Source organism: Leptodesmis sp. (assembly GCF_052746595.1).
In genome coordinates, this window is the sequence record NZ_JBRAGO010000005.1 from 16,959 (window position 1) to 43,517 (window position 26,559).

21 protein-coding genes, 3 tRNA genes and 1 pseudogene are annotated in these 26,559 nt (G+C 49.2%); 13 read left to right on the forward strand and 12 right to left on the reverse strand.

Going from position 1 to position 26,559, the window contains the following annotated elements; all coding sequences use genetic code 11:
* The 8 genes and pseudogenes from ACUVQO_RS01990 to ACUVQO_RS02025 form a co-directional block, all read left to right on the forward strand.
* Nucleotides 1-533 (forward strand): annotated as a pseudogene (locus ACUVQO_RS01990) (hypothetical protein); the annotation flags it as partial.
* 4 nt (nucleotides 534-537) lie between these two features.
* On the forward strand, nucleotides 538-1,350 hold the full coding sequence (locus tag ACUVQO_RS01995; RefSeq protein ID WP_445924221.1) for a phosphoadenosine phosphosulfate reductase family protein: 813 nt from the start codon (nucleotides 538-540) through the stop codon (nucleotides 1,348-1,350).
* 16 nt (nucleotides 1,351-1,366) lie between these two features.
* On the forward strand, nucleotides 1,367-1,960 hold the full coding sequence (locus tag ACUVQO_RS02000; protein ID WP_445924274.1) for a Uma2 family endonuclease: 594 nt from the start codon (nucleotides 1,367-1,369) through the stop codon (nucleotides 1,958-1,960).
* A gap of 127 nt (nucleotides 1,961-2,087) precedes the next feature.
* Complete coding sequence (locus ACUVQO_RS02005) at nucleotides 2,088-2,696, forward strand: Uma2 family endonuclease (protein ID WP_445924222.1); 609 nt, start codon at nucleotides 2,088-2,090, stop codon at nucleotides 2,694-2,696.
* 389 nt (nucleotides 2,697-3,085) lie between these two features.
* On the forward strand, nucleotides 3,086-4,705 hold the full coding sequence (locus ACUVQO_RS02010; protein ID WP_445924223.1) for a DEAD/DEAH box helicase: 1,620 nt from the start codon (nucleotides 3,086-3,088) through the stop codon (nucleotides 4,703-4,705).
* Nucleotides 4,705-6,525: an ATP-binding protein gene (locus ACUVQO_RS02015; protein WP_445924224.1), complete on the forward strand. Its 1,821-nt coding sequence runs from the start codon at nucleotides 4,705-4,707 to the stop codon at nucleotides 6,523-6,525. The genes ACUVQO_RS02010 and ACUVQO_RS02015 overlap by 1 nt, the downstream gene beginning before the upstream one ends.
* A gap of 19 nt (nucleotides 6,526-6,544) precedes the next feature.
* Nucleotides 6,545-7,498, forward strand: a complete 954-nt coding sequence (locus tag ACUVQO_RS02020; RefSeq protein ID WP_445924225.1) for a phospholipase D family protein — start codon at nucleotides 6,545-6,547, stop codon at nucleotides 7,496-7,498.
* 2 nt (nucleotides 7,499-7,500) lie between these two features.
* Nucleotides 7,501-8,706: a cysteine desulfurase family protein gene (locus ACUVQO_RS02025; protein WP_445924226.1), complete on the forward strand. Its 1,206-nt coding sequence runs from the start codon at nucleotides 7,501-7,503 to the stop codon at nucleotides 8,704-8,706.
* A gap of 159 nt (nucleotides 8,707-8,865) precedes the next feature.
* Here the strand turns inward: ACUVQO_RS02025 and ACUVQO_RS02030 are convergent, their stop codons facing one another.
* The 5 genes from ACUVQO_RS02030 to ACUVQO_RS02050 all read right to left on the reverse strand — a co-directional run bounded on the left by ACUVQO_RS02030 (nucleotide 8,866) and on the right by ACUVQO_RS02050 (nucleotide 13,528).
* Nucleotides 8,866-10,095, reverse strand: coding sequence for a glycoside hydrolase family 10 protein (locus ACUVQO_RS02030; RefSeq protein ID WP_445924227.1), 1,230 nt, complete (start codon nucleotides 10,093-10,095; stop codon nucleotides 8,866-8,868).
* An 88-nt stretch (nucleotides 10,096-10,183) separates the two neighbouring features.
* Entirely contained in the window at nucleotides 10,184-11,239 is a 1,056-nt protein-coding gene (locus ACUVQO_RS02035; protein WP_445924228.1) for an amino acid ABC transporter substrate-binding protein, read from the reverse strand.
* 172 nt (nucleotides 11,240-11,411) lie between these two features.
* Entirely contained in the window at nucleotides 11,412-13,001 is a 1,590-nt protein-coding gene (locus ACUVQO_RS02040; protein ID WP_445924229.1) for a glycoside hydrolase family 57 protein, read from the reverse strand.
* Nucleotides 13,002-13,280: 279 nt separating this feature from the next.
* Nucleotides 13,281-13,352 (reverse strand) — tRNA-Thr (locus ACUVQO_RS02045).
* Between the two features lie 94 nt (nucleotides 13,353-13,446).
* Nucleotides 13,447-13,528, reverse strand: a tRNA-Tyr gene (locus ACUVQO_RS02050).
* 212 nt (nucleotides 13,529-13,740) lie between these two features.
* Between ACUVQO_RS02050 and ACUVQO_RS02055 the strand changes: the two genes are divergently transcribed.
* Entirely contained in the window at nucleotides 13,741-14,406 is a 666-nt protein-coding gene (locus ACUVQO_RS02055; RefSeq protein WP_445924230.1) for a TVP38/TMEM64 family protein, read from the forward strand.
* Nucleotides 14,407-14,509: 103 nt separating this feature from the next.
* Here ACUVQO_RS02055 and ispD read toward each other — a convergent pair whose 3' ends face one another.
* A complete protein-coding gene (ispD, locus tag ACUVQO_RS02060) occupies nucleotides 14,510-15,196 on the reverse strand; it encodes a 2-C-methyl-D-erythritol 4-phosphate cytidylyltransferase (RefSeq protein WP_445924231.1) in 687 nt (228 codons plus the stop codon).
* 178 nt (nucleotides 15,197-15,374) lie between these two features.
* On the opposite strand from ispD, the gene ACUVQO_RS02065 reads away from it, so the two are divergent.
* Nucleotides 15,375-16,337 carry a glycosyltransferase family 9 protein gene (locus ACUVQO_RS02065; protein WP_445924232.1) on the forward strand — a complete coding sequence of 321 codons (963 nt, stop codon included), beginning with the start codon at nucleotides 15,375-15,377 and terminating at the stop codon, nucleotides 16,335-16,337.
* Between the two features lie 103 nt (nucleotides 16,338-16,440).
* Here ACUVQO_RS02065 and ACUVQO_RS02070 read toward each other — a convergent pair.
* Nucleotides 16,441-16,513: transfer RNA gene (locus ACUVQO_RS02070), tRNA-Arg, on the reverse strand.
* 406 nt (nucleotides 16,514-16,919) lie between these two features.
* Between ACUVQO_RS02070 and ACUVQO_RS02075 the strand changes: the two genes are divergently transcribed.
* Nucleotides 16,920-17,117, forward strand: a complete 198-nt coding sequence (locus ACUVQO_RS02075; protein WP_445924233.1) for a cupin domain-containing protein — start codon at nucleotides 16,920-16,922, stop codon at nucleotides 17,115-17,117.
* A gap of 28 nt (nucleotides 17,118-17,145) precedes the next feature.
* Here ACUVQO_RS02075 and ACUVQO_RS02080 read toward each other — a convergent pair whose 3' ends face one another.
* The gene (locus ACUVQO_RS02080) at nucleotides 17,146-18,846 is read right to left on the reverse strand and encodes a SulP family inorganic anion transporter (RefSeq protein WP_445924234.1); all 1,701 of its coding nucleotides are present in this window, start codon (nucleotides 18,844-18,846) and stop codon (nucleotides 17,146-17,148) included.
* Nucleotides 18,847-19,158: 312 nt separating this feature from the next.
* Nucleotides 19,159-20,436 (reverse strand): murein hydrolase activator EnvC family protein, encoded by a 1,278-nt coding sequence (locus tag ACUVQO_RS02085; RefSeq protein WP_445924235.1) that lies wholly within the window; start codon nucleotides 20,434-20,436, stop codon nucleotides 19,159-19,161.
* Nucleotides 20,437-20,728: 292 nt separating this feature from the next.
* On the opposite strand from ACUVQO_RS02085, the gene ACUVQO_RS02090 reads away from it, so the two are divergent.
* On the forward strand, nucleotides 20,729-21,907 hold the full coding sequence (locus ACUVQO_RS02090; RefSeq protein ID WP_445924236.1) for a site-specific integrase: 1,179 nt from the start codon (nucleotides 20,729-20,731) through the stop codon (nucleotides 21,905-21,907).
* A gap of 104 nt (nucleotides 21,908-22,011) precedes the next feature.
* Here the strand turns inward: ACUVQO_RS02090 and ACUVQO_RS02095 are convergent, their stop codons facing one another.
* Together ACUVQO_RS02095 and ACUVQO_RS02100 are read right to left on the reverse strand one after the other, a co-directional pair.
* Complete coding sequence (locus ACUVQO_RS02095; RefSeq protein ID WP_445924237.1) at nucleotides 22,012-23,082, reverse strand: glycosyltransferase family 4 protein; 1,071 nt, start codon at nucleotides 23,080-23,082, stop codon at nucleotides 22,012-22,014.
* Between the two features lie 325 nt (nucleotides 23,083-23,407).
* On the reverse strand, nucleotides 23,408-24,409 hold the full coding sequence (locus tag ACUVQO_RS02100) for a hypothetical protein (protein WP_445924238.1): 1,002 nt from the start codon (nucleotides 24,407-24,409) through the stop codon (nucleotides 23,408-23,410).
* 189 nt (nucleotides 24,410-24,598) lie between these two features.
* Here ACUVQO_RS02100 and ACUVQO_RS02105 point away from each other — a divergent pair, with 189 nt between their 5' ends.
* On the forward strand, nucleotides 24,599-25,300 hold the full coding sequence (locus ACUVQO_RS02105; RefSeq protein WP_445924239.1) for a Crp/Fnr family transcriptional regulator: 702 nt from the start codon (nucleotides 24,599-24,601) through the stop codon (nucleotides 25,298-25,300).
* 64 nt (nucleotides 25,301-25,364) lie between these two features.
* Here ACUVQO_RS02105 and ACUVQO_RS02110 read toward each other — a convergent pair whose 3' ends face one another.
* Complete coding sequence (locus tag ACUVQO_RS02110; protein ID WP_445924240.1) at nucleotides 25,365-26,420, reverse strand: threo-3-hydroxy-L-aspartate ammonia-lyase; 1,056 nt, start codon at nucleotides 26,418-26,420, stop codon at nucleotides 25,365-25,367.
* Nucleotides 26,421-26,559 lie beyond the last annotated feature (139 nt).

The following is a 26,559-nucleotide window of genomic DNA, read 5'->3' on the forward strand; positions in this document are numbered from 1 at the left end:
ACCAGCTACGGCTAGATCTGCAATTTCGGGCAAAGTACCTGCTGGGAGTTTGTTTGGAGCCTCAACTTAACCGATTTGTGCGAGCAGCAGCCGATGAAACGATGAGCGATCGCGCCTGGTTAGAGTCGTTGCTAATGATTGTGGCCGATAAACCAGCAGAAGCCTGGACGGATCAGGATGTTACAGCTTTTGAGTTAAATCTAAGTGACTTGGCGCGACGGTTCAAAAATTTGGAAGCGTTGCAAAAAGATGTTGCGGCTCAGAGTCGATGTGGATTTGAAGCCCGACGGTTGACAATCACTCGATCTGATGGTAGCGAAATTCACCGCATGGTCTGGATGGATCAGGAACAGCAGCAACGCCTCGAACCGCTAATTGAAAGAATTCTGGCAGAATGTGCTGAACCTCAACTGCAACAGGCTTTACTAACCCTTCTTAGCGATCGCGTGCTGGAAGAAACCGCGCAGCCTCCAATGCCAACCAATCAATTGCCAACCAATCAATCAACAGCCAGGCCGGCCAAAGTAGGATAACAGTATGGAGAACACCGCTACCAACAAACAGCCACGACATATTTTAGGGCTGTCAGGAGGCAAAGACAGTACTGCTTTAGCTGTTCTGCTGCATCAGGAAGTGCCACAGATGGAGTATTTTTTTTGTGACACACACCGCGAATTGCCAGAAACTTACGAGTATTTAGAGCGGATTAAAGCCCGGTTAGGAATCAAGATTAAGTATTTGAGTGCAGAGCGGGGGTTTGATCACTGGTTAGACGTTTATGGGGGGACACTTCCTTCACCCCAGATGCGATGGTGTACAAAGCAGCTTAAAATCAAGCCCCTAGAAGCCTTTATTGGCAATGACGCAGCCATTAGCTATGTCGGGATTCGAGCTGATGAGCATCGAGATGGCTATATTTCTACCAAGCCAAATATCAAAGCGGTTTACCCGTTCAAAGAACGGGGATTGGTAAAAGCGGATATTTTGCGCTTGCTAGAAGAAAGTGGCATCGGACTACCCAAGTACTACAAGTGGCGCAGTCGATCGGGTTGCTACTTTTGCTTCTTTCAACGCAAGTATGAATGGGTGATGCTGGCTCAGGAGCATCCTGATCTGTTCCAAAAGGCAGTTGAATATGAGCAAAATCACCGAGATGGCAGAACCTATACCTGGAACCAGGGGGAAACACTATTAGAATTGCTCGATCGCAAAGACCAGATTATTGCTGATCATGAAAAGGCGATGGCGCGGGAATCTCAACAAAAACCCGATCGCCCTTTAGTGGAAGCTTTAGAGGCAATTTTGGATCAAGAAGATGCGACCTTGCCGTGTCTAGCCTGTCATTTATAGCCATTTAGGAGGCGTGATGATCGCAACCGACATCAAACCGAATCAGCCCCCTCAACCTGTGCGATTTACGGTGCAGGACTACCACCGTCTAGTGGAACTTGGTTTTCTGAGTGAGGACGATCATATTGAACTGATTCGGGGAGAGTTGATACAAATGGCGGCGAAGGGAACGGCTCATGAAACTTGTATCACGCGATTGCTTAGGGTCTTACCCTCAATCCTTGGACAGCAAGCAACACTTCGATGCCAGTCACCCATTACGCTTGCCTTTGATGGGGAACCAGAGCCAGATTTTGCAATCGTGCAAAACCGGGAAGATGATTACGAAACAGCCCATCCCACTGCGGCTGATACGCTGCTGGTGATTGAGGTCGCAGACTCCTCGCTGGAATACGATCGCACGGTGAAGCTTTCGCTCTATGCTGAGGCCGAAATTCCCCACTATTGGCTGTTCAATGTGGTTGATCGCACGCTGGAAGCCTACAGCGAACCCGCTCAAATTACACCGGGGCAGTTTGGCTATCTGAATCGCCGGATTTTTGCCCCGTCTAGTGCGATCGCGCTGCCGGTGGGAAAGCCGCCCCTCTCCCTGTCTCAAATCTTCCCTTGACAGGCTTGTACAATGGAAACACCGGGAAGCCGTCTCAGTGTGGAGAGCAGACCATCATGACCCTAACGGCTCAGGAATTGGCAGATTTAATGCCCGATGCCCGTCAACTGGAGAGCATGAACCGGAGATGGAGAGTTCGTTACACGATGCTCAGTTGGCACTGCTGGTGGCCTGTCTGGAATGGCTGTGGCGCGATCGCACTGACTTTTTCATCGGGGCTAACCTCACCATTTACTTCAGCCGTGACCAGCTTAAAAAGCGCGACTTTCGCGGCCCAAATTTCTTCTTGGTGACTCATACTGAGCGCAAATCCCGCAAATCCTGGGTGGTGTGGGAGGAAGGCGGGCAGTATCCCGACTTGATTATTGAGTTACTGTCCCCTGCCATGGCTCGAATCGATCGCAGCCTGAAAAAAGCTCTTTACCAGGATCGCTTCAGAACTCTGGAGTATTTTTGGTTTTCGCCAGACACGCTGGAGTTTGAGGGCTATCGGCTGGTTGGGCAACACCACGAAGCCATTGCCCCCAATCAGGCCGGTTGGCGCTGGAGTGAGGTGCTGGGGCTGTTTTTGGGGGTACAGGATGGGCAGTTGCGCTACTTTACGCAGTCGGGAGAGTTGGTACCAACCCCGACGGAAGTTGCAGTCCAGGCGATGGCAGAGGCAGCTGAGGCGGAGGCGCGATCGCAGCGATTAGCAGAGCAGTTGAGAGCACTGGGGGTGGAGCCAGATGCTTAGGCGGTTGCCAAAAAAGAACCACAGAGCTACGGAGGACACCAAGAACTTGCTTTGTCTGCCTTGTGCCTTGGTGGTGATTTCTACTCATGATACGCCTCTTCAAAAGATTCAGGATGCTCCTCTAACCCGATCGCGCAGCGTTTCCTAAAGAAAATTGTCCTATCCTCATGTTGTTTCCCAATGCCAACCTTTCCCCCACTCGCCCCGCTCCACAAAGAGGCCCTGCGTCACCTGCTGACCCCCAGCCCAACCGCCCAACTCCCCTCGGCGGCGGCTCTTCGCAATGCAAAGCGGTGGGTGATTATCCAATCGCTGCTTTTCGAACAGACGCTGCTTCGTCTACTATTTGCAACGAGACTTAAAATTTGAGCTTTGAGGATTGAGAAAAATTGAACTTTAAAAGCTTATTGTCACGAGCAGACGACGAAACACTACAAGAGATATTGGGTGGTTCTGTCATTCGGCTACTCAAGCTTCTTGATCCTAGTCTTGCTACACCTACAAAACTGCAAGAGCTGCTTGTGAAGCTATATTCCCCCGAGTATTTGCTTCAAAAACATCGCAAGTCTCTTATCTATTTACTACGATCAGAAGAGGCAAAAAATCTTGCAATTATTCTAAGTCAGTCAGATTATCAGCAGGATGAGGATGCGTTTAATGCTCTAGAAATGGTAAGTATTAGACGTGGTTCAAAGCGCGAACGTGCCTTATTTAATTTTTTTGAGTTGCCTCAGCCTCAATCTATTCAATCTATTCAGGTAGTTCAAACAAAAACAACAATAAAATCGCAGTATCCTCTATTTGCTCATCAGAGGAAGGCTGCTCGTCAAGTTAAGCAGCACTTAAGTCAAGAACCTAAGCGAGTGCTACTTCATATGCCTACAGGTTCAGGCAAAACCCGGACGGCAATGAATATTGTTGCAGATCACCTGCGATCGCAAGAACCAGCTTTAGTTGTTTGGCTAGCGTATAATGAGGAACTCTGTGAGCAAGCTGCCACTGAGTTTCAGCGAGCTTGGCAATATTTGGGCGATCGTGATGTTTCTCTCTATCGATTTTGGGGGAATCACGATCTTGAACTCGATCAAGTGCGAGACGGAATTGTTGTGGCAGGTCTATCCAAAACCTACAGTCAAGCTAAGACTAGCATCCAGTTTATCAATAGATTGGGGAGCCGCAGTTCCCTCGTTATCATTGATGAAGCTCATCAAGCGATCGCAGAAACATACAGGCTAGTTCCTGATACTCTCGTAGTGCCTTATGACAAAACAGGGCTGCTAGGATTGACCGCAACTCCAGGGCGTACCTGGGCTGACATTAGTGCCGATGCGGAATTAGCAGACTTCTTTGCACAGCGTAAAGTCACCCTCGAAATACCAGGATATGACAGTCCAGTTGATTATCTTGTTGCTGAAGGATACCTAGCGAAAGCAAATTACCGCCCCTTATTCTACGAAAGTGGGTTGAGCCTTACTGAGCGTGACCTCAATCGTATTAAGGACGAACTAGAACTACCGCAGCACCTGCTAGATCGTCTTGCTGAAGATGAACAGAGGAACCTCCGTATCTTGCTAGAGATTGAGAACCTTGCCCAACGGCATCAGCGAATTATCGTCTTTGGTATCTCTGTTCAGCACTCTAAGCTACTTGCTGCTGTACTTCGCGCTAGAGGCTTTGTTGCCGATGCCGTAACAGGCGATACTTCCCCACAAGAGCGAGAACGCCTCATCTCTGGCTTTAAAGATAGTTCCTCTGAAACGAAAATCCTTTGTAACTACGGTGTCCTGACAACTGGCTTTGATGCGCCTCGTACCAGTGCCGCAGTGATTACCCGTCCAACCAAATCCCTCGTTCTCTACAGCCAGATGGTAGGACGTGCCATTCGAGGAGTGAGGGCAGGTGGGAACGAGACGGCTGAAATCGTAACTGTAATTGATACTGATTTACCAGGATTTGGTTCTGTTGCAGAGGCATTTAGTAATTGGGATGACGTTTGGAGGCACAACTAATGGCAAGCAACCCACATGCTATCGTTCCCGCTCACCTTGCAGTTCAAGCGATGCGTGACAACGGCTATAAGAATGCCGCTTACGCAATCGCAGAGTTGATGGATAATGCAATCCAAGCTGGTGCAACTCAAGTTGAACTACTCTGTGGGGAAAAAAAGAAGTTTGTTAACCAGCGAGGGCGATCGTGTATCCACCAAATTGCTGTACTAGATAATGGCTGTGGAATGGATACTGATGTTCTCCGGTTAGCTCTTCAATTTGGTAATGGCACTCACCTAGATGAAGATAAACATACAGGTATTGGAAAGTTTGGCATGGGCTTGCCATCTTCCTCGGTGTCCCAGTGCCAGAAAGTTGATGTTTGGTCTTGGCAAAATGGAGTAGAAAACGCTCTCCATACATACCTTGACCTAGAAGAGATTAAACAGCAAAGACTTACTGAAGTGCCTGAGCCAGAATTTAAACCAATTCCGGAGGTTTGGCGGCGAGTAGGCAAGAGTTTTGACAAAACAGGCACTTTGGTTGTCTGGTCACGTCTTGATCGCTGCATTTGGAAGACTGGTTCTGCCATTATTGATAATTCTGAATTGATTATTGGCAGAATGTACCGAAAATTTTTAGAAAGCGGTCAAGTTTCCATCCGGATGTTAGCTTTTGACTTAGATAATCCAGGGACAGTAATTGTCCCTCCCAAAGAGGCTTTACCTAACGATCCTGGCTATCTTATTGCAAAAACCTCTTGTCCTGCTCCATTCGACAACAAACCGATGTTCCAGCCTTGGGAGGGGGACAGCGAATATGAATGGACTTACCCAATAGAGTTTCGTGGCAAAAGTCATGAGGTTAAAGTACGTTTTTCTTATGCAAAGGAAGAAGCTCGTGCTGGACAGAATCCTGGTAGCTTACCGCATGGGCAGCACGCAGCAAAAAATGTAGGTATTTCGATCGTTCGTGCTGGACGAGAACTAGAACTTGACCAAACTCTAGTGATTAAATACGACCCAACTGAAAGATGGTGGGGAATTGAAGTTGAGTTTCCTCCATCTTTAGATGATCTTTTTGGAGTCACTAATAACAAACAATCTGCTCGAAATTTTGCTGAACTCGTCAAGTTTGACATTGAATCGCTTCTGAAAGATGGAACGACCATTAGCCAACTTAAAGAAGAGTTTCAGGAGAATGAAGATCCACGAGGACCACTGTTAGATATCATCCAAAAAATTGACTCTCAATTAAACATTATCCGTCGCCTGCTTAAAGCTCAAACAAAAGGAACGCGGAGCGGTAATAAACGCCATACAGGACCTGTTGCAGAGCAAGTTGCTACGGCTGCTACAGAGGAACGAAAAAAGGAAGGGCACGTTGGTCAAAGCGATCGAGACGAGTCCAAACCTAAAGAGATTCGCCAAACTGAGATTACAGAGACTTTAAGGGATCAGGGAGTCACAGAGACTCAAGCCAAGGATCTGGCAGCAAAAACAATCAATGATGGACTAAAGTACACCTTTGCTGAAGCTGATTTAGAGACAGCAGCTTTTTTCTCCGTTAAACCTAGAGGTGGCGCAATCATTGTCACCCTAAATACAAGCCATCCTGCCTACGATAAGCTTGTTGAGGTTATGGAAAAAGATGTAGACAACGTTGACGCAGAGACACTTAGGACTCGACTTAGCAACTCTTTAGAAGGCCTCAAACTTCTTCTCATGGCTTGGGCGAGGTATGAGGATGAGCAACCGGATGGTAGACGGCGACAAGCAGCCCAAGATACACGTGTTGACTGGGGAAGGATTGCCCGCCAATTTTTAGAGCTTGAGGAGTAGACAGGAAAAGGCAGGAAACATGGTTCTTCCTGGAAGCCAGTTAGAGGAGTTGTGTGCCCAAGCTTGTAACGAAGTTATTCTTGTTGCTCCCTTCATCAAAGCTCCGGCGTTGGCAAGATTGCTATCTCAAATCTCTCCTCAAATCTCCCTCAAGTGCGTGACTCGTTGGCGACCTGAGGAGGTCTTAACTGGTGTAAGTGATTTAGAAGTTTGGACATTACTTGAAGAGCGTCCCGGCGCTTCACTTTGGCTAAGACCTGATTTACACGCTAAATATTACCGTGCTGATCAAAAGTGCTTGGTCGGATCAGCTAATCTTACAGCTACAGCCCTAGGTTGGGTCAGGCAGATAAACTTGGAGCTTTTAGTTCCTCTGCCTGCGAACAATGCTCAACTATTAGATTTTGAGAAGGAGTTGTTCGCTGGCTCTGTCCAAGTTGATCAAGCCATCTTTGCTCAAATGCAGTTAGCTGTTCAATTATTGGAGGAGCAATATCCCACAATTCCCCCTCTTGAGGCTTCACCTCAGTTAGAGTCTGAAGAAGAATCTCAGGAAGTGATCGCTACTGATGCTTGGCTGCCAACTCTACGAAATCCTGAAGATCTTTATCTTGCCTACAGTGGGCGTTTAGAGAAACTCAGTACAGTCAGTCGGGAGGCAGCTTTACTGGATTTAGGCGTTTTCCTAGTGCCACCAGATTTGCCTAAAGCCGCTTTTCAAGTATATGTAGGTTCCCTGCTTCTTCAGAAACCGATCGTCCGTCAAGTAGATTTACTTCTTTCAACTCCTCAAAGATTTGGAGCGGTAACAGATTTATTGTCCTCTTTGGCTTGCAGCCAATCTCCAAACTTTGATGCTGATCGTGCCTGGCAAACACTAATGCGTTGGTTACGTTATTTCCTTCCAAATCGCTATACTTTGTCAGTACCTAAGCATTCCGAGGTTTTCGGCAGAGTCAAGAGCGATTTCTAAAAATGGGAAAAAGCCTTCCACAGAGCCAAATCTACCTCGATTATCACGCTACAACTCCGGTTGATCCCAGGGTTGCTCAAAAGGTGCTGCAATACATGACTGAGGAATTTGGCAATGCCAGCAGCACTGATCACGAGTGGGGCGATCGCGCCAAAGCTGCCATCAAGCAAGCTGCCCAACAAGTTGCTGACCTGATCGGAGCCTCACCAAGGGAAATCATCTGGACATCAGGGGCCACAGAGAGTATCAATCTTGCCATTCAAGGTAGCTTACTTTCTCCCCTCTCCCGCCTTAAGAGAGGGGTTGGGGGTGAGGGCACCCACCGCATTGGCTTAATGCCAATCGAACACAAAGCCGTCCTTGATACTTGTCGTGCTTTGGAGAAGCGAGGCTGGGCTGAATTGGTTTACCTCCGAGTAGATTCCAAAGGTAGGCTCGACATGGAACATTTGGAACAAGTCTGTGCCGAGGGGCTGTCCCTACTCTGCGTTATGGCCGCCAACAACGAGATTGGCACCATCTACCCGATTCAGAAAATTGGGCAGATTGCTCAACGCTACAACGTCCCATTTCTCTGTGATGGCTCCCAGGCCGTCGGCAAAATTCCCATTCAATTTGAAGAGTGGGGCATTACCTACCTGGCCATTTCAGCCCACAAGCTCTACGGGCCAAAAGGAGTTGGAGCGTTAGTTGTCCGCAGTGGTTACCATTTAGATCCCCTCATCTTTGGTGGCGGTCATCAGCGGGGGATGCGATCGGGTACGCTCAATGTTCCTGGAATTGTTGGTTTAGGAGAAGCCTGTCAGTTGCGATCGCTGGAGATGGAGGAAGACGAGCGGGCGATCGCGATAAAACGCGATAACCTTCAAACGTTGCTCCTAGAAAAAATTTCTGGATTAGTTGTGAATGGCGATATCGACCATCGCTTAGCAGGTAATCTTCATGTATCGATTCCTGATATTCCCAATAGTACAATTATTGCTCGAGTTCGTCATCAACTTGCAATATCTACTGGCTCAGCGTGTTCATCTGGGGTTGAAGCTCCTTCCCATGTCTTGCCAGCCCTGAATTTACCGGAAGACACAGTAGATGGGGCTTTACGAATTGGGCTTGGCAAATTCACCACTGCTGAGGAAATAGAACAGGCTGCGACTATTCTTTCCACAGCGGCCTATCAAGTTCGCGAATTTCTTACTATCTCTTGCTGACTACTCTATAACGGTTGCCTAACCTGCATTATTATTGAGGCCACTAGACACACTACTCCTACGACAAGACCAAAACTAGCCCCTTCTCATCTATCCCCCTATCTCCCTCATCTCCTCTACCCAGCATTCCTCTACTCCTTACCCATCCACCCACTCACCTTAATACACCGTAGGTCGGGGAGCAGAAGGAGTGAAGAGATCGCGCAAACTGTCCTTACGGAGTTCTTTGGATTCGTTGGTGAGGTTCCACAGGGTTTCGTAAAAGAAGAAAGAGACTCCTAAAAAGCCTCGATCGCGGGCTGCCTGAACTTGCTCCTGAATCATGGATATGGGAACGGGTTTATTTCTTAGACCTGTTAATACGCCAATCCCTACTGGAATGTACTGTTTGGCTTCCTGTACTTCCGGCTGCATCAGTTCCCAGGTAAAGGCATTCATATCCGTCCGGTAGACTTGCAGAATCAATTCCTGCACGTAGCCCAAACGTCGCCAGGTGTCCCAATCTTGTAGGTAATTTTCATAGGAAAAGCTTTGGGGATTGGGGGCGATCGAGATAGTAATTGATGGTTTCCGGGCTTTCACCTCACGGACAAGCTGCCCCATAAATTTAGTAATTTTGTCGGCCCGCCACCGTAACCATTCAGGATCTTTGGGATTAGCAGGAGGGGCCTTGCCGTTGTTCTCCTGTTTGTATAAGGCAACCGCGTAAGGATCGTAGCCAAACTCCACTGGCAGTCCCATGTGGTCATCAAACTGAATGCCGTCTACCTTGTATTGGGTAACGATCTCCAGAATCAGGTCTTGAATAAACTGCTGCACTTCTGGCTTAAAGGGATTGAGCCAAAGTCGTTGATGCTGCCCTTCCAGCCAAATTTTGGAACCATCTCGTCGTTGAGTAATCCAGTCCGGGTTGCGAGTTGCCAGTTCCGATGCGGCTGTGGTCATGAAGCCAAATTCAAACCAGGGAATTACCGTCATGCCATGCTTTTTTCCTTGCTGGATCAGTTCTGCCAGCACATCTCGCCCTCGCAAGCCGCTGGGGCGTGGATCTATTGCATGACCGATCGCTCGTTTAGCGACCTGACTGGGATACTGGGTATACCCCCAGTTCCAGACCACAGGATATAGGGTATTAAACTTCAGTTGCGCCAGATCTTGAATGGCCTTTTGCAGTAACTGGGGGCTGTACAACACATCACTGTCGATGTTGGTTAGCCAGACTCCCCGAATTTCGTGAGACGGCATCCGAGGCACTGGAATCAGGGGCACAGTTTCAGGAACTGGAATCACCACCGGGCCAGAGCGGTTGGCGGCTTGCTGCGTTCGTCCGATCTGAGAAGGTTTAATTTGGGTAGAACCCGGAGCCTGAGCAGTTAATAAGACCGTCACTTAAGGAACTAATCCAGAGAAGCGACAGAATCGCTTGAGATGGCCAGCGACGAACATTTTTTAGAGTCACAGACACCCGTTCCACTCCCTATCTAAACGGTGGGGAAAACAAAAGACCACCTTTTGTCCACAGATTGTTTTGTCCCCTGGGCAAGTTTAGTTTAGTTTGAGGGCCAAGGTTGCGATCGTAAATTTCCCCATAATTGCCTACATGTTTGATAATTCGAGCGGCAAAGTCATTTGCCACGCCCATGCCTTTACCCAACTCGCCTTCCATACCCAAAAACCGTCGTACCGTGGGATCTTTACTGGTCATAAACTGGCCCATATTCTGCGAGGTAATGCCCAGTTCCTCCGCTTCCAACAGGGAGAACATCGTCCAGCGCACCGCATCCGCCCAGGCTGAATCACCACTGGCAACAGCGGGGGCGAGGGGTTCCTTCGACAACACATCCGGCAGAATGACGTGTTCTCCTGGGTTGGGAAGCGTGGTGCGGCGAGAAATCAGTTGGGAGCGATCGGCAGTTACTCCATCACAGCGACCTTCCGCATAGGTGGCAAAGGTGGTATTCACATCTTCAAACACCACAGGTTTGTAGGGGATGCCGCGCTTTTGCATCTGATCGGTGAGGTTCTGCTCCGTGGTAGTGCCCGTTTGAATGCAAATGGATTTATCTTGCAAGTCAGCCAGGATTTTGATATTGCTGGATTGTTTCACCATAATGCCCTGACCATCAAAGAAGATAATCGGGGCAAAGTCCAGACCAACGGATGTATCCCGGCTGAGCGTCCAGGTGGTGTTGCGGCTCAAAACATCCACCTCTCCGGTTTGCAGAGCTGTAAACCGCTCCTTGGCATTCAGGTTGCGATACTCCACAGCATCGGGATTGTCGAACAGGGCTGCCGCGATCGCCCGACACACATCCACATCCAACCCAGAATATTTGCCATCCTGATCGACAAAACTAAAGCCTGGCAACTCTCCACTCACCCCACAAATTAACTTGCCCCGGCCTAGCACTGTTGCCAACCGTCCTTTTGGCTGTCCACTTTCATCCTGTCCTGTTGAATTTGATTCTGTACAAGCTGTTAGAGGTAAGAGGAGTAAGAAGGTAGCGAGAGTTTTAGCGATCCAGTGAGCCATAGGAGATGGGAGTAGGGAAAGAAAACAGAAGACAAGGCAACTGATATTATCCCAAACGAGCGACTTCGACAAACCATTCCATCCACAGCATCACTTCTCTAAGGTGAGTACTTCGCAGAGATGTTCTGGCAGAGTGTCCCTACAAGCAAAAGTCACAGATTTGAAACACCACCTACAGTGGACGATAGACCCGGTAATTAATCCCTGGAAAGATATTATCGATCGCTTCCACCTTTTCCAGCCAACCGGAATCGATTTTGCCCTGCTGAATATCTTCATAAAGTTTTTGGAAGCGCATCAGGTGCGATCGAGTTCTACGAACAGCGTAGGGTACCATGGTTCCGGTTCGCATAATGAAGGCCCAGTCTGAAGATTGCGCCAGTAATAATTCCCGTGCCGCCTGATTCAAGGCCCGTGTCTCTAACTCATCGGCAGCCTCTCGTCGCGCTAACTCAATCATCCGTTCTGCGGCTTTGTGGAGATGGGGATAAATCCAGGAGTTCGTTTCATTCAACCAGTATTCATGGAACCCCTTGTAGCCCCAACTGGACTGAGCCGGATGAATCACCTGTTGCGTGGGATGTTCCCGTAAGTAATCCGCCATGTGGGTCATGGAATAGCTATGCTGGTCATGCCAGGTCTTACGGAAGAGATAATCCAGGAACCACGGCCCCTCATACCACCAGTGACCAAATAGTTCTGCGTCATAGGGCGATACAATAATCGGCTTGCGCTGCATGATGCTGTACAGGTGCTCCACCTGCCGCGCCCGGTTGTACATGAAATTACCTGCGTTCTCAGATGCCTTCTGCCGTGCCCAGTACGGGTCATACAACTGCTTGTCACTCAGCCCCAAACCCCGTCCGGTAATCTTGTGATACTTAATACCCACATTTTTCCGCTGACCATTGGGCATGATGTAGGGCTTGATGTAGTCATACTCTGCATCCCAGCCCAGATCCCGGTAAAACTCCCGGTATTCCGGTGAGCCGGGATAGCCCACTTCCGACGACCACACCTGTTGGGAAGATTCGTGATCCCGTGCAAAGGCAGCCACTCCACTGGTGGTGAATACGGGAGCATAGGTGCCAAAGCGGGGTCGAGGCCGACCGTAGAGAATGCCGTGCCCATCGGTCAGGAAATAGCGCAACCCAGCATCCGCCAGCATCCGCTCGACTCCATCGTAGTAGCCACATTCCGGCAGCCAGATGCCATTGGGAGGACAGCCAAAGGTTTGCTCGTAATGCTCACAGGCGACCTTAATCTGCGCCCACACTGCCTGGGGATACATCTTCATTAACGGGAAGTAGCCATGAGTAGCCCCACAGGTAATGATTTCCAGGTTGTTGCTATCAAAAAACTGCTTGAAGGCTTTGATGAGATTGCCGCCGTAAGCCTCCCAGGTGTGGCGAACCTGATTGAATTCCTGGGCATAATGCTCGGCCAGGTACTTGAGATGTCCATTGAACTGGTTGCGATCGATCTCCATCTCGGCCAGTTCTTCCAGTTTGACCAAGTACTCGTTGTAGCGTTCCTGCAACAGCGGATCCAGCAACATGGAAACCAGGGGTGGGGTCAAACTCATGGTAAGTTTGAAATCAATTCCATCCCGTTTTAAGCCCTCAAACATTCGAATGAGGGGGATATAGGTTTCGGTAATTGCCTCAAATAGCCATTCTTCTTCTAGAACGTAATCGCTCTCTGGATGGCGGACAAAGGGCAGGTGAGCGTGCAGAACTAGAGCGAGATAGCCAATACTCATAAGGACGACCGATTAGGACAAGGCAAATTGAGAATTGCCACAAATTGTAAAGCGAAATGGCAACGAAAAGCGTTGCCTTGCCAACCAGTTGTCTGAAATGCTATCTAACTCGATAAGCAGCTTTGTACAACAGTTAAGGCACACTGGAACACGTCCACCGAAAAAGTGTGGATTTGCCCTGCCTATGTCCGCTACCGCAATTCAGTGCATCGCAGTAGCGGCATGGCTAAATTCAGTTTACTTGCAGGTCAAACTTTTCCCTAAGAAGGATTTAATCAAAGCCCGTGACGAGGATTGAACTCGTGACCTCACCCTTACCAAGGGTGTGCTCTACCACTGAGCCACACGGGCATAAGGTGACTATGCATGGTTAATTATAAATTATGAATTGAGGGTTTGAAAACAATTCAAAACTCATAATTAAACGTTCATAAGTTTTTGTGGATGGGCCGGGCTGGATTTGAACCAGCGTAGGCATAGCCAGCGGATTTACAGTCCGCCCCCATTAACCACTCGGGCACCGACCCGCCTATCCACGATTATTGATAGTAGCACAGGAGTGTCAGGAAAATGGAAAATGATGGATAAATTGTTCAAACAATCTAGAAGGAAAGGCCTGTTTTTGTTTTTCCTGAGGTTGCTTACAATAGCTGGGGCCAGGAGTGTCAGAAGTATGGAATGGACTCCGGAGGATGACGGAACGGCAGGACTAAAGCTGCTTTAGCGTTGGGTAAACAGAATGCGAATTGGCAAACAGTACGAACTCTGGATTTGGGCCGGGATAGGGCTAACTACGCTGGTGGTGGTTTGTCTATTGAGTTCTGCTAAAGAACTGTTCAATGAAGAGTTTTTGGTCTCGGAGTTTGAGCGATCGGGAGGCTATGCCCCGCTGCTGTTCGTCCTGATTTTCATCATTGCCACTTCCCTGGGGTTTCCTGGGAATGTCATGGCTGTTGCTGGCGGGGCTTTGTTTGGGGTGTTCTGGGGAACTATCTGGTCGCTGATCGGCAGTACCCTGGGTGCGATCGGAGCCTTTTGGTTAGCCCGATATTTTTTGTATAGCCCCATCGAGCGGCAGTTTGGTCATCACCCTCTGCTGCGGCGACTGAATCGAGCGATCGCCACTTATCCCTTCAGTATTGTGCTGGCCGTTCGCTTTACGCCCCTATCTCCCTTTAGCCTGGTAAATTTTCTGTTTGGCTTGACCCCGATTTCCCTGAAAACCTATACTCTGGGTACTTTACTGGGCCTGCTTCCCCTTACCCTGGCCTATAGCTGGCTGGGACTTACTGGTCAGGAACTGTTGCATGGGGGCGATCGCCTGCCCTTTTTCCTGGCAATGGGGATGCTGACGTTATTAAGTGTGTTACCTCTTTTCTTGAAGAAGGCAAAAGGAGATGGTTAAGAGTTAAGAATGATGTAGTAGCCTGATGAGCTCATCATTAATCTCTCATTTATTACCCACCTACCCGCCTACCCACTTACTCATTTACCCCTTTACTCATCTCCTATCTCCCTCGTTGCCGCAGGATGAATTCCGCGATCGCCAGGTCAACCGGAGTGGTTACTTTCAAATTGGTTTCCTCTCCGGGCACAATTTTGACAGACTGACCGCATTGCTCAAACAGCATCGCATCATCGGTAACTTCCCAGCCCTGTTCTATGCCTTTGATATGGCATTGGGTGAGGGTATCTACCTGGAAGCCCTGAGGGGTTTGGGCAGCCCAGAGATGACGGCGATCGGGGGTAGCCGTGATCATCTGCGTGTTGGGATCGACGATTTTGATCGTGTCCTTGACGGGAATGGCGGCAATCAGACCGGGGCAGGTGAGCAGTTCAGCCGCACAGCGATCGAACAAGTCGGGAGTCGCCAGACAGCGTGCGCCATCGTGAATTAAGACCCGTTCTGCGACGGCGGGTAGCCCCTGTAGACCACGAAATACGGATTCCTGACGGGTGGCACCACCGGGGATTAAATGCACCATTTTGGTCATGCCCGTATTCATGATGATTTCCTTAAAGTCTGGAAAATCATCGGATTGCCCCATGATGCCAATCCAGCGAATTGAGTGGGCTGCTTTGGCTGCCAGCAAAGTCCAGGCCAGCAGTGGTTTGCCCAATAACGGTAAGAGCAGCTTATTCCGGTTACTTCCCATCCGGCGACCGGATCCAGCAGCGGGAATGAGTAGATACACAGTGGTTCTCGGTTAAAAGACAAATTCTTTCTATTATTGCAGTCCAGGAGAACGAGAAGTAAAAACCAGAGATGGGGGGTAGAAAAACTGATAATTTCTAGCTGCAAATCAACCAAAAGTACAAAACTTTCGGGTATCTTCCCCTAAAATAAGGAGCGAATTCGCGTAAAGAATTATTATGAAAATAGTGGCCCTCGTCCCTGGTGGAATTGGCGATCAAATCCTATTTTTTCCTACGCTAGATACTCTCAAGCAGACCTATCCACATTGTGAAATTGATGTGGTGGTCGAACCCCGGGCACTTCCAGCCTATCGAATTTCTAAATCGGTACATTCGACGATCCCGTTCGATTTCAAAGGGCGAAACAGTCTGGCCGATTGGTCCAATCTATTGGGAATTCTGCGCGATCGTGAGTATGAAATTGCCCTTTCCTTGGGCCAACGGTGGACAGTTGGATTTCTCCTGTGGCTGACGGGGATCCCGACGCGGGTAGGCTTTTCCGGTGGAGGAGGGGATATGTTTCTGACGAATCCGGTGCCCTTGAAGAAAGACCAGTATGCGGCCTGTATGTACCACGACCTGGTAAAAGGGTTGAATATTCATACTCCCTGTCCTGACCTGGCGGTGAGCGTTCCAGCCAAGGATCTGGACTGGGCCGATGCGGAGCGGCAGCGACTGGGGATTGGCAGTGGAGGTTACGTGTTGATTCATGGAGGCTCTAGCCAACTGGCCAAAGCTAAGGGAATTGATAAAATTTATCCGGTAAATAGTTGGAAAGGGATTATTCAGGACTTTGCCGAGAAGCAACCGGATTTGCCAGTGGTCGTTATTAGAGGGCCAGAGGACACAGAATTTGTGGAAGCCCTCCTGCAAGCTTGCCCCAGTCTGAAAGTGACCAGTCCCGGCGATGTTGGAAAATTAACGGCGATGATTGCAGGAGCCAGTCTGATGATCTGCACCGATAGCGCTCCGATGCATCTGGCCGTAGCGGTGAAAACCTTCACAATGGCGTTATTTGGCCCAACTGATCCAGAGAAGCTTTTGCCTGCCAGCAATCGGTTTGTCGGCATTAAGTCTCTGACTGGAAAAATGTCTGATATTGCACCAGCCACGGTTTTAGAAAAGATTTGGGCTGGTTGATGACTGCGATCGCCGGACAGAGGTTATCTTTGTTCGGTGTTTCTGAACTCTCAACTGTGATCACCTTCGCGGCTCGGCTTTAAGGAGAAGGAGTGTGAATCGACGAGCATGGCAGGAGTCGAACCTGCGACACCCAGAACCGGAATCTGGTGCTCTATCCTCTGAGCTACATGCCCTCGTAACTTCGCCAGTATAGCATGACTGGAAAATAAAGGGGCAGGATAGATCATGCAGCCTGAACAATCAACATCCCCAGATAAAATACCGGTTCCCTCCCCCCCAAATACCTGCGCTTTGCCCCTGATCCAAATCCAAACCCTCATGGGTCAGGAGGTACCGAGACTGAGTGCTGCCTTAATAGTTTTAAACAAAGGTACTGAATTCTACTCAGTCTGAGACGCATGGTACAAACCAAGTTGGTAGGGCAGCGATCGCAGCGCCCAACTCGTTATTATCCGGAGGTTGATCCCCTATGCTCGCAACAGCCACCCCCCTTTCGCAGTTCAATTACAAGATGAAATTGAATATGGCGACAAAGGTACGTTCAGAAAACGCTTAGTCAAAGATGAGAAGCGGCAAGCCATGCTGATTTGCTTACACGCAGGGATTCAAATTCCTGAACATACCAGTTCCTACAGCGGCTTTATTACCGTCATTCAGGGTCGGGGAATTTTCTGGCTAGCAGGGCAGGAAGTCGTTTTAGAGCCAGGGGTGTTTATTGAATTGCCTGCCAATACGCTGCATAGCCTCTCTGCCACAGAAGATTTAGCAATGCGCTGAGAGTGGTGGATAGTCATGAAGTTTCTGTTCACTCACCCGACGCAGACTTATGCAAGTGACGGAATGCCTTCAACGCATCTCCTAAACGGTTGTAAAAATGGTCAGAGCCAATTAGTTTTGTTAACCCGTCACGATCGAATTGGGCTTTCACCTCTGGAGTCAGACCCGTCACAATAAACGTAATGTTCTGACTCGCTAAAGCTTGAACAACATCGCGAATCGTTTGTGATGCAGAATAATCAATTTCAGTAATTGCTCTAGCCTCTAAGATGAACCATTGCAGTGGCAAGGTGGCTGTTTCTGCCAACATCCGCACTTGATCGGAGAAGCAGTTAGCATTGGCATAGAAAATATCTCTGCTAAAGCGATAGATAATCACACCGGGTGCACTCATGCTACCGGGAACGACAGGCAGTGGCTGCCAAAAATGATTCTTGTGAACCAGTACCGCTGAGTGAGGCCGATAACTGTGGCGAACATGAAGAATTAATGACAATACGATCGCAACAATAATCCCTTCCCGAACTCCAACAAAGACCACAGTGGCAGCCGTAATGACTGCAAGATAGAACTCGTCTCGATGGGTTTTAAAAATATCCCGCAGACCTCGCAAGTCAATCAACTTAATCCCAATCAAGCAAACGATCGCAGCTAGAGCGGCTGTGGGTAAATAGCTAATGGGATCTGTCAAAAACAAAACCACAATCAGCACGATCGCGACGGTCACGATTTGGGAAATTTGACTTCTTCCCCCTGCTGCATCCACAATAGTGGTTTTGGTGGGGCTACCGTTGACAATAAACGTACCACTGATCGCCGCTGCCATGTTCGCTGCCGCTAAACCGATCAGATCGGCATCTTCATTGAAGGGTTCATTGTATCGCAAAGCAAATGCACGAGATGTTGCTGCACTCTGGGCAATGATCACAATGCAGCACGAGACTGCCACACCCAGCAGTGACGAAATATCATCCAGTGACACTGCCGGTAGCCCAAAGGAGGGTAATCCTCTGGGGACAGCACCAATAATCTTAATGCCGTAATCGGCAAAATGAAATACCCAACTGGCGGCGATCGCGCCAACTACAGCCAGGAGCGCACCAGGAAATTTGGGCCAGAGCTTTTCCGACAGAATAATGACGGCGAGAACAGCCAGAGAAATTCCCACGGTTGGTAAGTGTGTGTTGGGCAAATTCTGGACTACCGAGAGCAGATGCTTGATGCTACCGTGCCCCCCTTCCGCAACGCCCAGAAGCACTCCGAGTTGCCCAACGGCCACTTGGATGCCAACCCCTGTCAGAAACCCAATCAACACCGTGCGAGACAGAAAATCGGCCAGGAATCCCAGCTTAAACAGGCGAGCCAATAACAGTAGTGCAGCTGCTATCAGCGCTACCAGTTCGGTAAGAGCCACATATTGAGGACTGCCAATCTGGGCCAGACGAGATACATTAGAGGCCAGGATCGCGGCGGTAGCTGAGTCGGCTGCAACGACTAAATGACGGGATGAGCCAAGCACCGCAAAGGTGAAGGCTGGCAATAAAAAGGTGTATAACCCTGTGGCGATCGGAGTACCCGCAATCTTGGTATAGCCCATGACTTCAGGAATTCCCACAGCCGCCAGAACGATACCTGCGATGACATCAGCTACCAGGGTTGAGCGTTTCAGGGGCAACAGACCTTGAAAGAGGAAACGTTGTTTGGCCCTATTTGGCTGAGTAGTGGTCACGATCGCTGCTCCCTCCAAAAGCTGTCATCCTGACTAAAAAGTGGCTTAGGTAATCCTGGTATAGGTTCGACAACTCAGGAGGCCAGTAATGCGGCGTAAAAACGGTAGCAGGATTCCGCGATCCCTTGCCCTACTTACTTAACTGAGATCTGTCAAACCGTTAACGCGATCTTAAACTGCTGGTGAACCTGTAACAGTGAAGAAAACTAAGTATACAGACAGAATTGGCCCTACGACTTAATGCGGATTTTCCGTGGCCGCCAGTTAATGCTTCCCCTGGTAGATTCTTAGGAGACTCTGAGCCTGTTTCTCCTAGAGAAAAGCTACAGGATCGGTTGGTTCTCCTTCTCGGCGAACTTCAAAATGAAGGTGGGGGCCAGTGGAAAGACCTGTGGAACCGACCGCCGCGATCGCCTGTCCCCGCTGCACCGTTTGTCCCTCGGAGACATACAACTCACTGGTATGGCCATACAGCGTGGTGATGCCACCCCCGTGGTCAATGATCACGGCATTACCATAGCCGCCATACCAGCCTGCAAAAATCACCAATCCCTGTTCTGCTGCATAGATGGTGGAACCGTAATCGGCCCCAATATCAATCCCAGTATGGAAGCGTTCATAGCCCAACACCGGATGCATACGCCAGCCAAAGCCACTGGTAATTTCACCTAAGCAGGGCAGCAGCATTTGTCCTGTGCCACGAAAGGCTAATCCGTACCCACCTGCGCCCGTATGTTGCTGAATCAGCAGAGCGATCGTTCGAGAGTCCTGTTCTAGCTGGGCTTCTGCTACAGCCATTGCCCGCCGATCGCTCTTCAGGCGATCAATATTCTCTTTCTGGCCTGCAATCTGGTCTTCCATGCTGGCCTTCTGAAGCTCCAGTTGTTGTTTCAGCAAAGCAATTTCATTTTTCTTTCGTTCCACCTGATCGCGCTGTTGCTCTAGTTGGTCGGCATTCGCTTGTAGTTCGGCTAAGCTCTGGCGATCGTTCTGGTAAAGCAATTTCAGCCGATAGCGCCGATCCAAAAAATCATTCAGACTGCGGCTTTGTAACAGGACAGCCCAACCCCGATCCAGTTGCTGCCGCTGCAAAAATTGCAGACGGGCGATCGTGGCTCCCTGCTTCTGGCGATAGGAGCGCTCCGCGATCGCCAGTTTCCCTTCTAAGGTCTGAAGCTGACGGATAGCGGTTTGCAACTGAGCATCGCTGACCTGAATCTGCTTGCCTGTGGCTTTGGCCGTTTTTTGCAAGCCTTTGAGGTTCTTCTGAGCGGCCCTTTCCAGGTTCTTGAGGTACTTTTGTTGTTCAGATAGTTGCAATCGCTGTTGTTCCAGTTGCTGCTGTTGCTGTTGCAGGTCTTGAACGGAGACTTGGGCGATCAGAGCCACTCCATTTGGGATTTGGGATTTGGGATTTGGGATGGCCAGATGGCTAATGGAAGATATTTCTGGCGATCGATCAGACCGACGAGCGATTGCTATGGGTGTTATTTCCTGAGCATTAGCCTGGGTTGGTAGGACGAGTGCCGCCAGGATGCAGAAGTACCCCCCGATCAAGACCAGAATTAGCCAACGAACATGCTGCAACAAAATACCAACCTGGAGTCATGGAAACGAACACGCTGAATTTTACTCAATGTTAGCAATTTGGCACGAAAGATTTTGCCAACCAAAAGAGAAGCCCCCATGCGTGCTTTGGGGGCTTTAGTTTGGAGCGACGAAGTGATAGTAGTATAAATGCATTATCCGGATGATTTTCTGTCAAACCCAATTTTTTATATCGCTATACTAAATTCCAAGAGGATGACGCACTGAATATCAAAGGCAAGTGACAACACCTATCCTTAACAGTGTTCACAAACTCCGATTCCTTGCTTACATCATGGCTGAAACAGTTTCATCACTGGATACCCGCATTGCTCAAGTGAATCAGCGGTTGAAGGCGGCAAAAATGGGCTTGCAAATTGAACGTCGGGGAGAAAAATTAAATTTACGGGGTACATTTCCTCCCCGCCCTGGAAGTTTGAAATTGAAACCCTATCAACAACGCTTGAGTTTAGGATTACCAGCCACTCCAGCCGGATTGAAGCAGGCAGAACAGGAGGTGAAGATTATTGCCGCCCAGTTAATCCAAAATACGTTTGACTGGCGCAATTATGTCTACGGTACAGGCTGGGGACGGCTGGATCAGATGGGATTGGCCCAGCAAATTCAAGCCTTTGAACGGTATTTCCTGACCGACGCCGGAAGCGGAGGCCACCCCACCTCAACTCAAACCACCTGGGAATTTGGCTATGCTCCCTATCTGCGGAAATTGGAGGCGATCGCCCAGGCCAATCCCAGCCTCAGCCTTGCCGAGGCTATTTATGCCACTGTTCGCAGTACTAATTCACACACGCGCAGCCGTCAGGTTTGCTGTACGGCCTTAAGTGCCTTCGCCACATTTCTCAATCTGGAATTACCGATTGAGTTGAAATCTTTCTGGGGCAGTTATGGGGCTAGTCGCGCTCAACCTCGCGAACTACCCAGCGATGAACTAATTGTTACCATCTGGAACACGATTCCCAATCCGGCATGGCGCTTTGTTTACGGCATTATGGCCACCTACGGCTTACGGAATCACGAAGTTTTCTTCAGCGATTACTCAGCATTGACCCAGGCTAGGGCAACTCCTACGGTGCAGGTATTGGCAACGACCAAAACGGGGAGTCATGAAGTTTGGCCCTTTTATCCGGAGTGGGTGGAACAGTTTCAATTACGAGAAGGCTGTTTACCTGCTGTGCAAACTGACTTGAGCAAAACCACACTACAGCGCATTGGTCAATTGGTATCTGTGCAGTTTCGCCGCTACGATATTCCCTTTTCTCCCTACGATCTGCGCCATGCCTGGGCTGTACGAACCATTCACTTTGGCCTGCCCGATACCGTGGCTGCTCGCATGATGGGGCATTCCGTCGCCGTTCATACTCGCACCTATCATCAGTGGATCACTCACCGAGATCAACAGCAGGCGGTTGATTCAGCCTTAGAGCGAAGTCGGGGGAGCAGGAACATGGAATAAGGCGTGGAGAGTGGAGAATTTCTCCAAATTCCAGGAAGCACCAGTAGTAGGGACGATCGGCCAGGCGCCCCTACAAGAACTTAGAGAAGATGGTAAGGTATGATTTACCGAGGTTGGTGAATTAAAGAATGACCGTTTTGGGCAAAGCGCTCTGCCAGAACCTGCTGGTAAACAGCCTCGTAGCCATCCGTCATGCGTTGCACACTGAAGTTTTCCTCGACGTGCTGACGGCATTTAGCCCGATCAATCTCAGGGATTCGCTGTAAAGCTTGCAGGCACTCCTCTATACTGTGGCAAAGGAACCCGGTTTGTTCATGGGCGATCACTTCCGGCGTAGAACCCAACTTCATGGCAATCACTGGGGTACCGGATACCATTGATTCGATCATTACCAAACCAAAGGGTTCTCGCCAGGTGATGGGAAACAACGTGGCTACAGCATTCCCCAGAAGGATATTTTTCTGGACGTGGTTGGCTTCTCCCAGATATTGAATTTGTTCGCCGTCGATATGGGGTTTGATTTCAGTTTCGTAGTATTCCACATCCACCACATCAATCTTGCCTGCGATTTTTAATGTCCAGCCCGATCGCTTAGCGATTTCGATCGCCAGGTGGGTGCCTTTTTCTGGAGAAAGACGACCTAAAAATGCCAGGTAAGGCGGATCGCTGGGTTTGGGATAGAAACGGTAGGCAGAGATGTCGATGCCGTTGTAAACTGTGGCTGCGTAATTCAACCCTAAGCGTGGTTCTCGCTGGTCATGGGAAATGCTAATAAACGGCTGTTGACGAGCATAAGTAAACAGCTTTTCGTTATCCGGAGTGAAGATACCATGCAGCGTATGAACTGTCGGAGTTTTCACTAATCGGGCATAGGGCAGTGCGGCACATCCCATGTGAGAATGGATAATGTCAAAATCCTTGGCTCGCTCATAGACGTGCGTGAGTTGTAACATTTCATAAATAGACGCTTCTTTAACGCTTTTATCGAGCCGTAATGCCTTTGGGTGAACAGATTTAAGAGTAGCTTTGGTAATCGAATCTCCCGATGCAAACAGCGTAACTTCATGTCCTCTACGGACTAATTCTTCGGTCAATAAGCCAACGACCAGTTCAGTGCCTCCGTAGGTTGTGGGAGGTACTCGCTCCCATAAAGGGGCAATCTGAGCAATTCGCATGGTAAACCTCCTATTTAAACCTGGGAACGAGTCCCTAAGTTGAGAGCAAACTCTATGGCCTCGATTTTCCCAGGCGACTCTTTACACGAAAACGTCAAATTTCATCAAAATATTCAAAGAAAATGTATTGTTTTGTCATGTAGGGATATCCGTACTCGGGTTCCTAAAGCTTTTATGAAACGCAGGGTTCAAGTCATCTAGCGCAAGATATAAACCTCGTCCAAGTCCAGAACCATAGTTTCTCTGATCGGAAAACGATCGTTCTCTAGCTGGACTTGGTTTAGCTCCTTGAAATATGTTTGTAAAACTTTAAGAAAAGTCGGAATTACAGCTGGAAGGGAACTTCAATAGCAAGTTGATCGTGAAGCAATTGATACAACAACCACTGAGTGATGAGAATCAGCCCCAGATGAGCTTGCAGGCGATCGCGACCTTGAGTACGGAGATTGCCCATCAATTGCCAGTATCGATGGCTCTCGTGAAAAGCCTGACTTAATCCTTCAGCAACAGTTAGTAGCGTCATTGCACCTTTTGCGCCAGATGCAGGCAGGGTAGAGGAACTGAGAGAATCACCTCCCCAGTCAGTGAGTGCATCCAAAACGGTGACTATCTGGCCAATCAAGTGCAATTCAGTGGCATGGTTAGTCTGAAATTGTAGCGCGGCAGTGAGCCAGGGAAGCACTGTTGGATCCACGATTTGCCAGTAACTGCTCTGGTTTTCCAGAGTTGCGGAGCTTAACTGAATGAAATGGTGTTCATGGGCAAGTCGGAGCAAGGAACAACACCGGGCATGGGTATGCTGGAGCAGGAAGATCCGGTGATATAAGGCCGCAGTGGGGCATGGCAGCTTTGATGAGGAGTCAGAGGGTTCAGGATTGTTTGGTAAAAAATGCAGCAAATAGTTGAAATAATTCGCGATCGCTTCGTCAGATAAATCAAACTGTATATATCCCTGGGAAGTTGCCTGAATTGTCAGTCCCTGCCCGATGTCTATGGAAGGAGACAAGTCAGAAGAAGGTTTAAGTAATTGGCATTGGTACAGAAGTTGAGTAACTAACCCTGCAGCAATCTCAAAGGCAGGCCGAGTGGAATTAGCCGCTAGACGATGGGCGATCGGGGAAATATAGCGAATAGGATAAACACTGCGGGTTCGCTTGATTGGAAACAGCTCATCCTGTGCTACAAAACCTTGATCTTGAGGAGAAAACTTCTGATCCTGAGCCAGAAAATTCTTATCCGTAAAATTTTTTGTGGTATTAATAGTTCGTTGGAGTAAAGTCCTTAGCAACTGTTGAGGAGAAAGATGCAGAGTGTTACAGTTAAACATTTTGAATCTTAATTTTCTGGGTTTTTACGGAACGCCTATAATGTGAATGTGAAGACCATATAAGCGATGTAAAGCTAGCAAGGTGGTAACTTTTAATTGTTTCACCTAACTTAGAGTCTAGACCGTGGCCCTAATTTAAGTACTTGAGTTTCCCCGCGCTCTCCTTATCCACTCTCCAGCTTGCCACCTATGTACTCCGTATCTTCTAATACTTCAGAGGCATCTCGTCCCTTCCTCACCTGGCAGCGAATCATTGACTGGTCGCAAGAACATTATCGTGTGCGGACTTTCGCCAAAGATGAAAAAATTCCGGTTCGATCTGGGTTACTTTATCTGGTTCAACGTGGGGCCGTGCGACTCGTTGGCAGTGCTCAGGTGAATGCAACTAGCAGTAGTTCTTCCCGTTTAGCACAAATTACCCCGGAAGAAGCCTTTTTGGGATTTGTGGGAGCGGGGCAGCCATTTGAAATAGTGGCGCAATCACCATTTACTGTGCAAAGTTATGCCCATGTTGATCAAACATCTGTGTTGTGGATGTACTGGCATGATCTGGATAACTGGCCTCACTTTCGGCGAGAAGTATTGGATGCCTTTCGCTATCAGCACCAACGAAAGTTACTCTGGCTAAGTACTTTGGGTCAGCGCCGCACCATCGATCGCCTGTTAGGATTCCTCACCCTCTTGATTGAAGAATTTGGCGAACCCTCGGACAATGGTTACTGTTTGCCGTTTCCCCTCACCCATGCCCAGATCGGCAGTGCGATCGGCTCCACCCGTGTTACCGTTACCCGCTTAATGGGGAAACTGCGGCAGCGCGGTATGATTCACACCCAGGGGGATCATTTGATCTGCATTCCTACGGATTCAGCACTTAATAAGGCATCCCAGTAAAAGGAAAGGCCACCTGTCTTTGGTCATGCTTTACTTACCAGGGACAACTCTCAACTTTTAACTCTCAACTTAATTCCTGCGACCAAGGAAAGAATCGTTCGGGCTTTTCCTGAGCGCTGGCTTTTGCCAGAAGTTTGCCTGCTTGTTTCAAATCCACATTGCCACCGCTGATGATCACACCAATTCGGGCATTGGGAACGGAAATGATGCCTTCCAGCACAGCCGCCGCTGCTAAGGCTCCCGTGGGCTCAACGACGATCTTCAGCCGTTCCCACAAGAACAACATACTGCGGAGAATGGCAATTTCCGACACTGTTACCATGTCCGAGACATAGTGCAGAACCATCGGAAAGGTATAGTGACCCAAACAGCTAGTCCGGGCACCATCTGCTACCGTATCAGGATTGTCAATGGTTTGCAGGGTTTTACTGTGGAACGATCGCGTTGCATCATCGGCCCGTCGCGGTTCTACACCGATCACCTGGCAGCGGGGAGACAGGGCGTGAGCCGCGATCGCACAGCCGGACAGCAAGCCACCTCCTCCGCAGGGAACCAGTAACAGATCCAGTTCTCCCACCTCTGCAATTAACTCTTTAGCCGCCGTTCCCTGACCTGCAATGATTTGAGGATGATCATAAGGGGGAATCAGCGTTAATCCTCGTTCAGCCGCTAAGGTTTGGGCTAGTTGTTCCCGGCTTGTGGTTGCCTGGTTATACAGAATCACCTCGACTCCGTATCCTCGCGTGGCGGCCTGTTTCACTGCAGGAGCATCTTCTGGCATCAGGATGGTTGCCGGAATGTGGAGGAGTTGGCTGGCAAGGGCGATCGCCTGAGCATGGTTCCCGGAGGAGTAGGCCAGTATCCCTTGCTGCCGCTGTTTGGGAGAGAGTTGCGAGAGGGCATTGAAGGCTCCCCGAAATTTGAAGGATCCGGTGCGCTGAAAGTTTTCACACTTAAAGAACACCTGGCTACCCACCCGGCGATCGGCCGTGGTAGAAGTCAATACGGGAGTGCAATGAGCCTGTCCTGCTAACCGATTTGCTGCCGCTGCTACCTCTGCATAAGAGACAGACTGAATAGCCTGTGCGGGATTAGACGGAACCTGAGAAAACGGAGTCATGCGATCTGGTATGTTCCCCTTCACTGATCCCTAAAACGGGTGATAAAACATCCCCCAACTGGGTCAACCCAGTTGGAGGAATACATTGAGCAAAAACGACTCTAGGGTAAGAAGTGTATAGAGTACAGACACTTCTTGG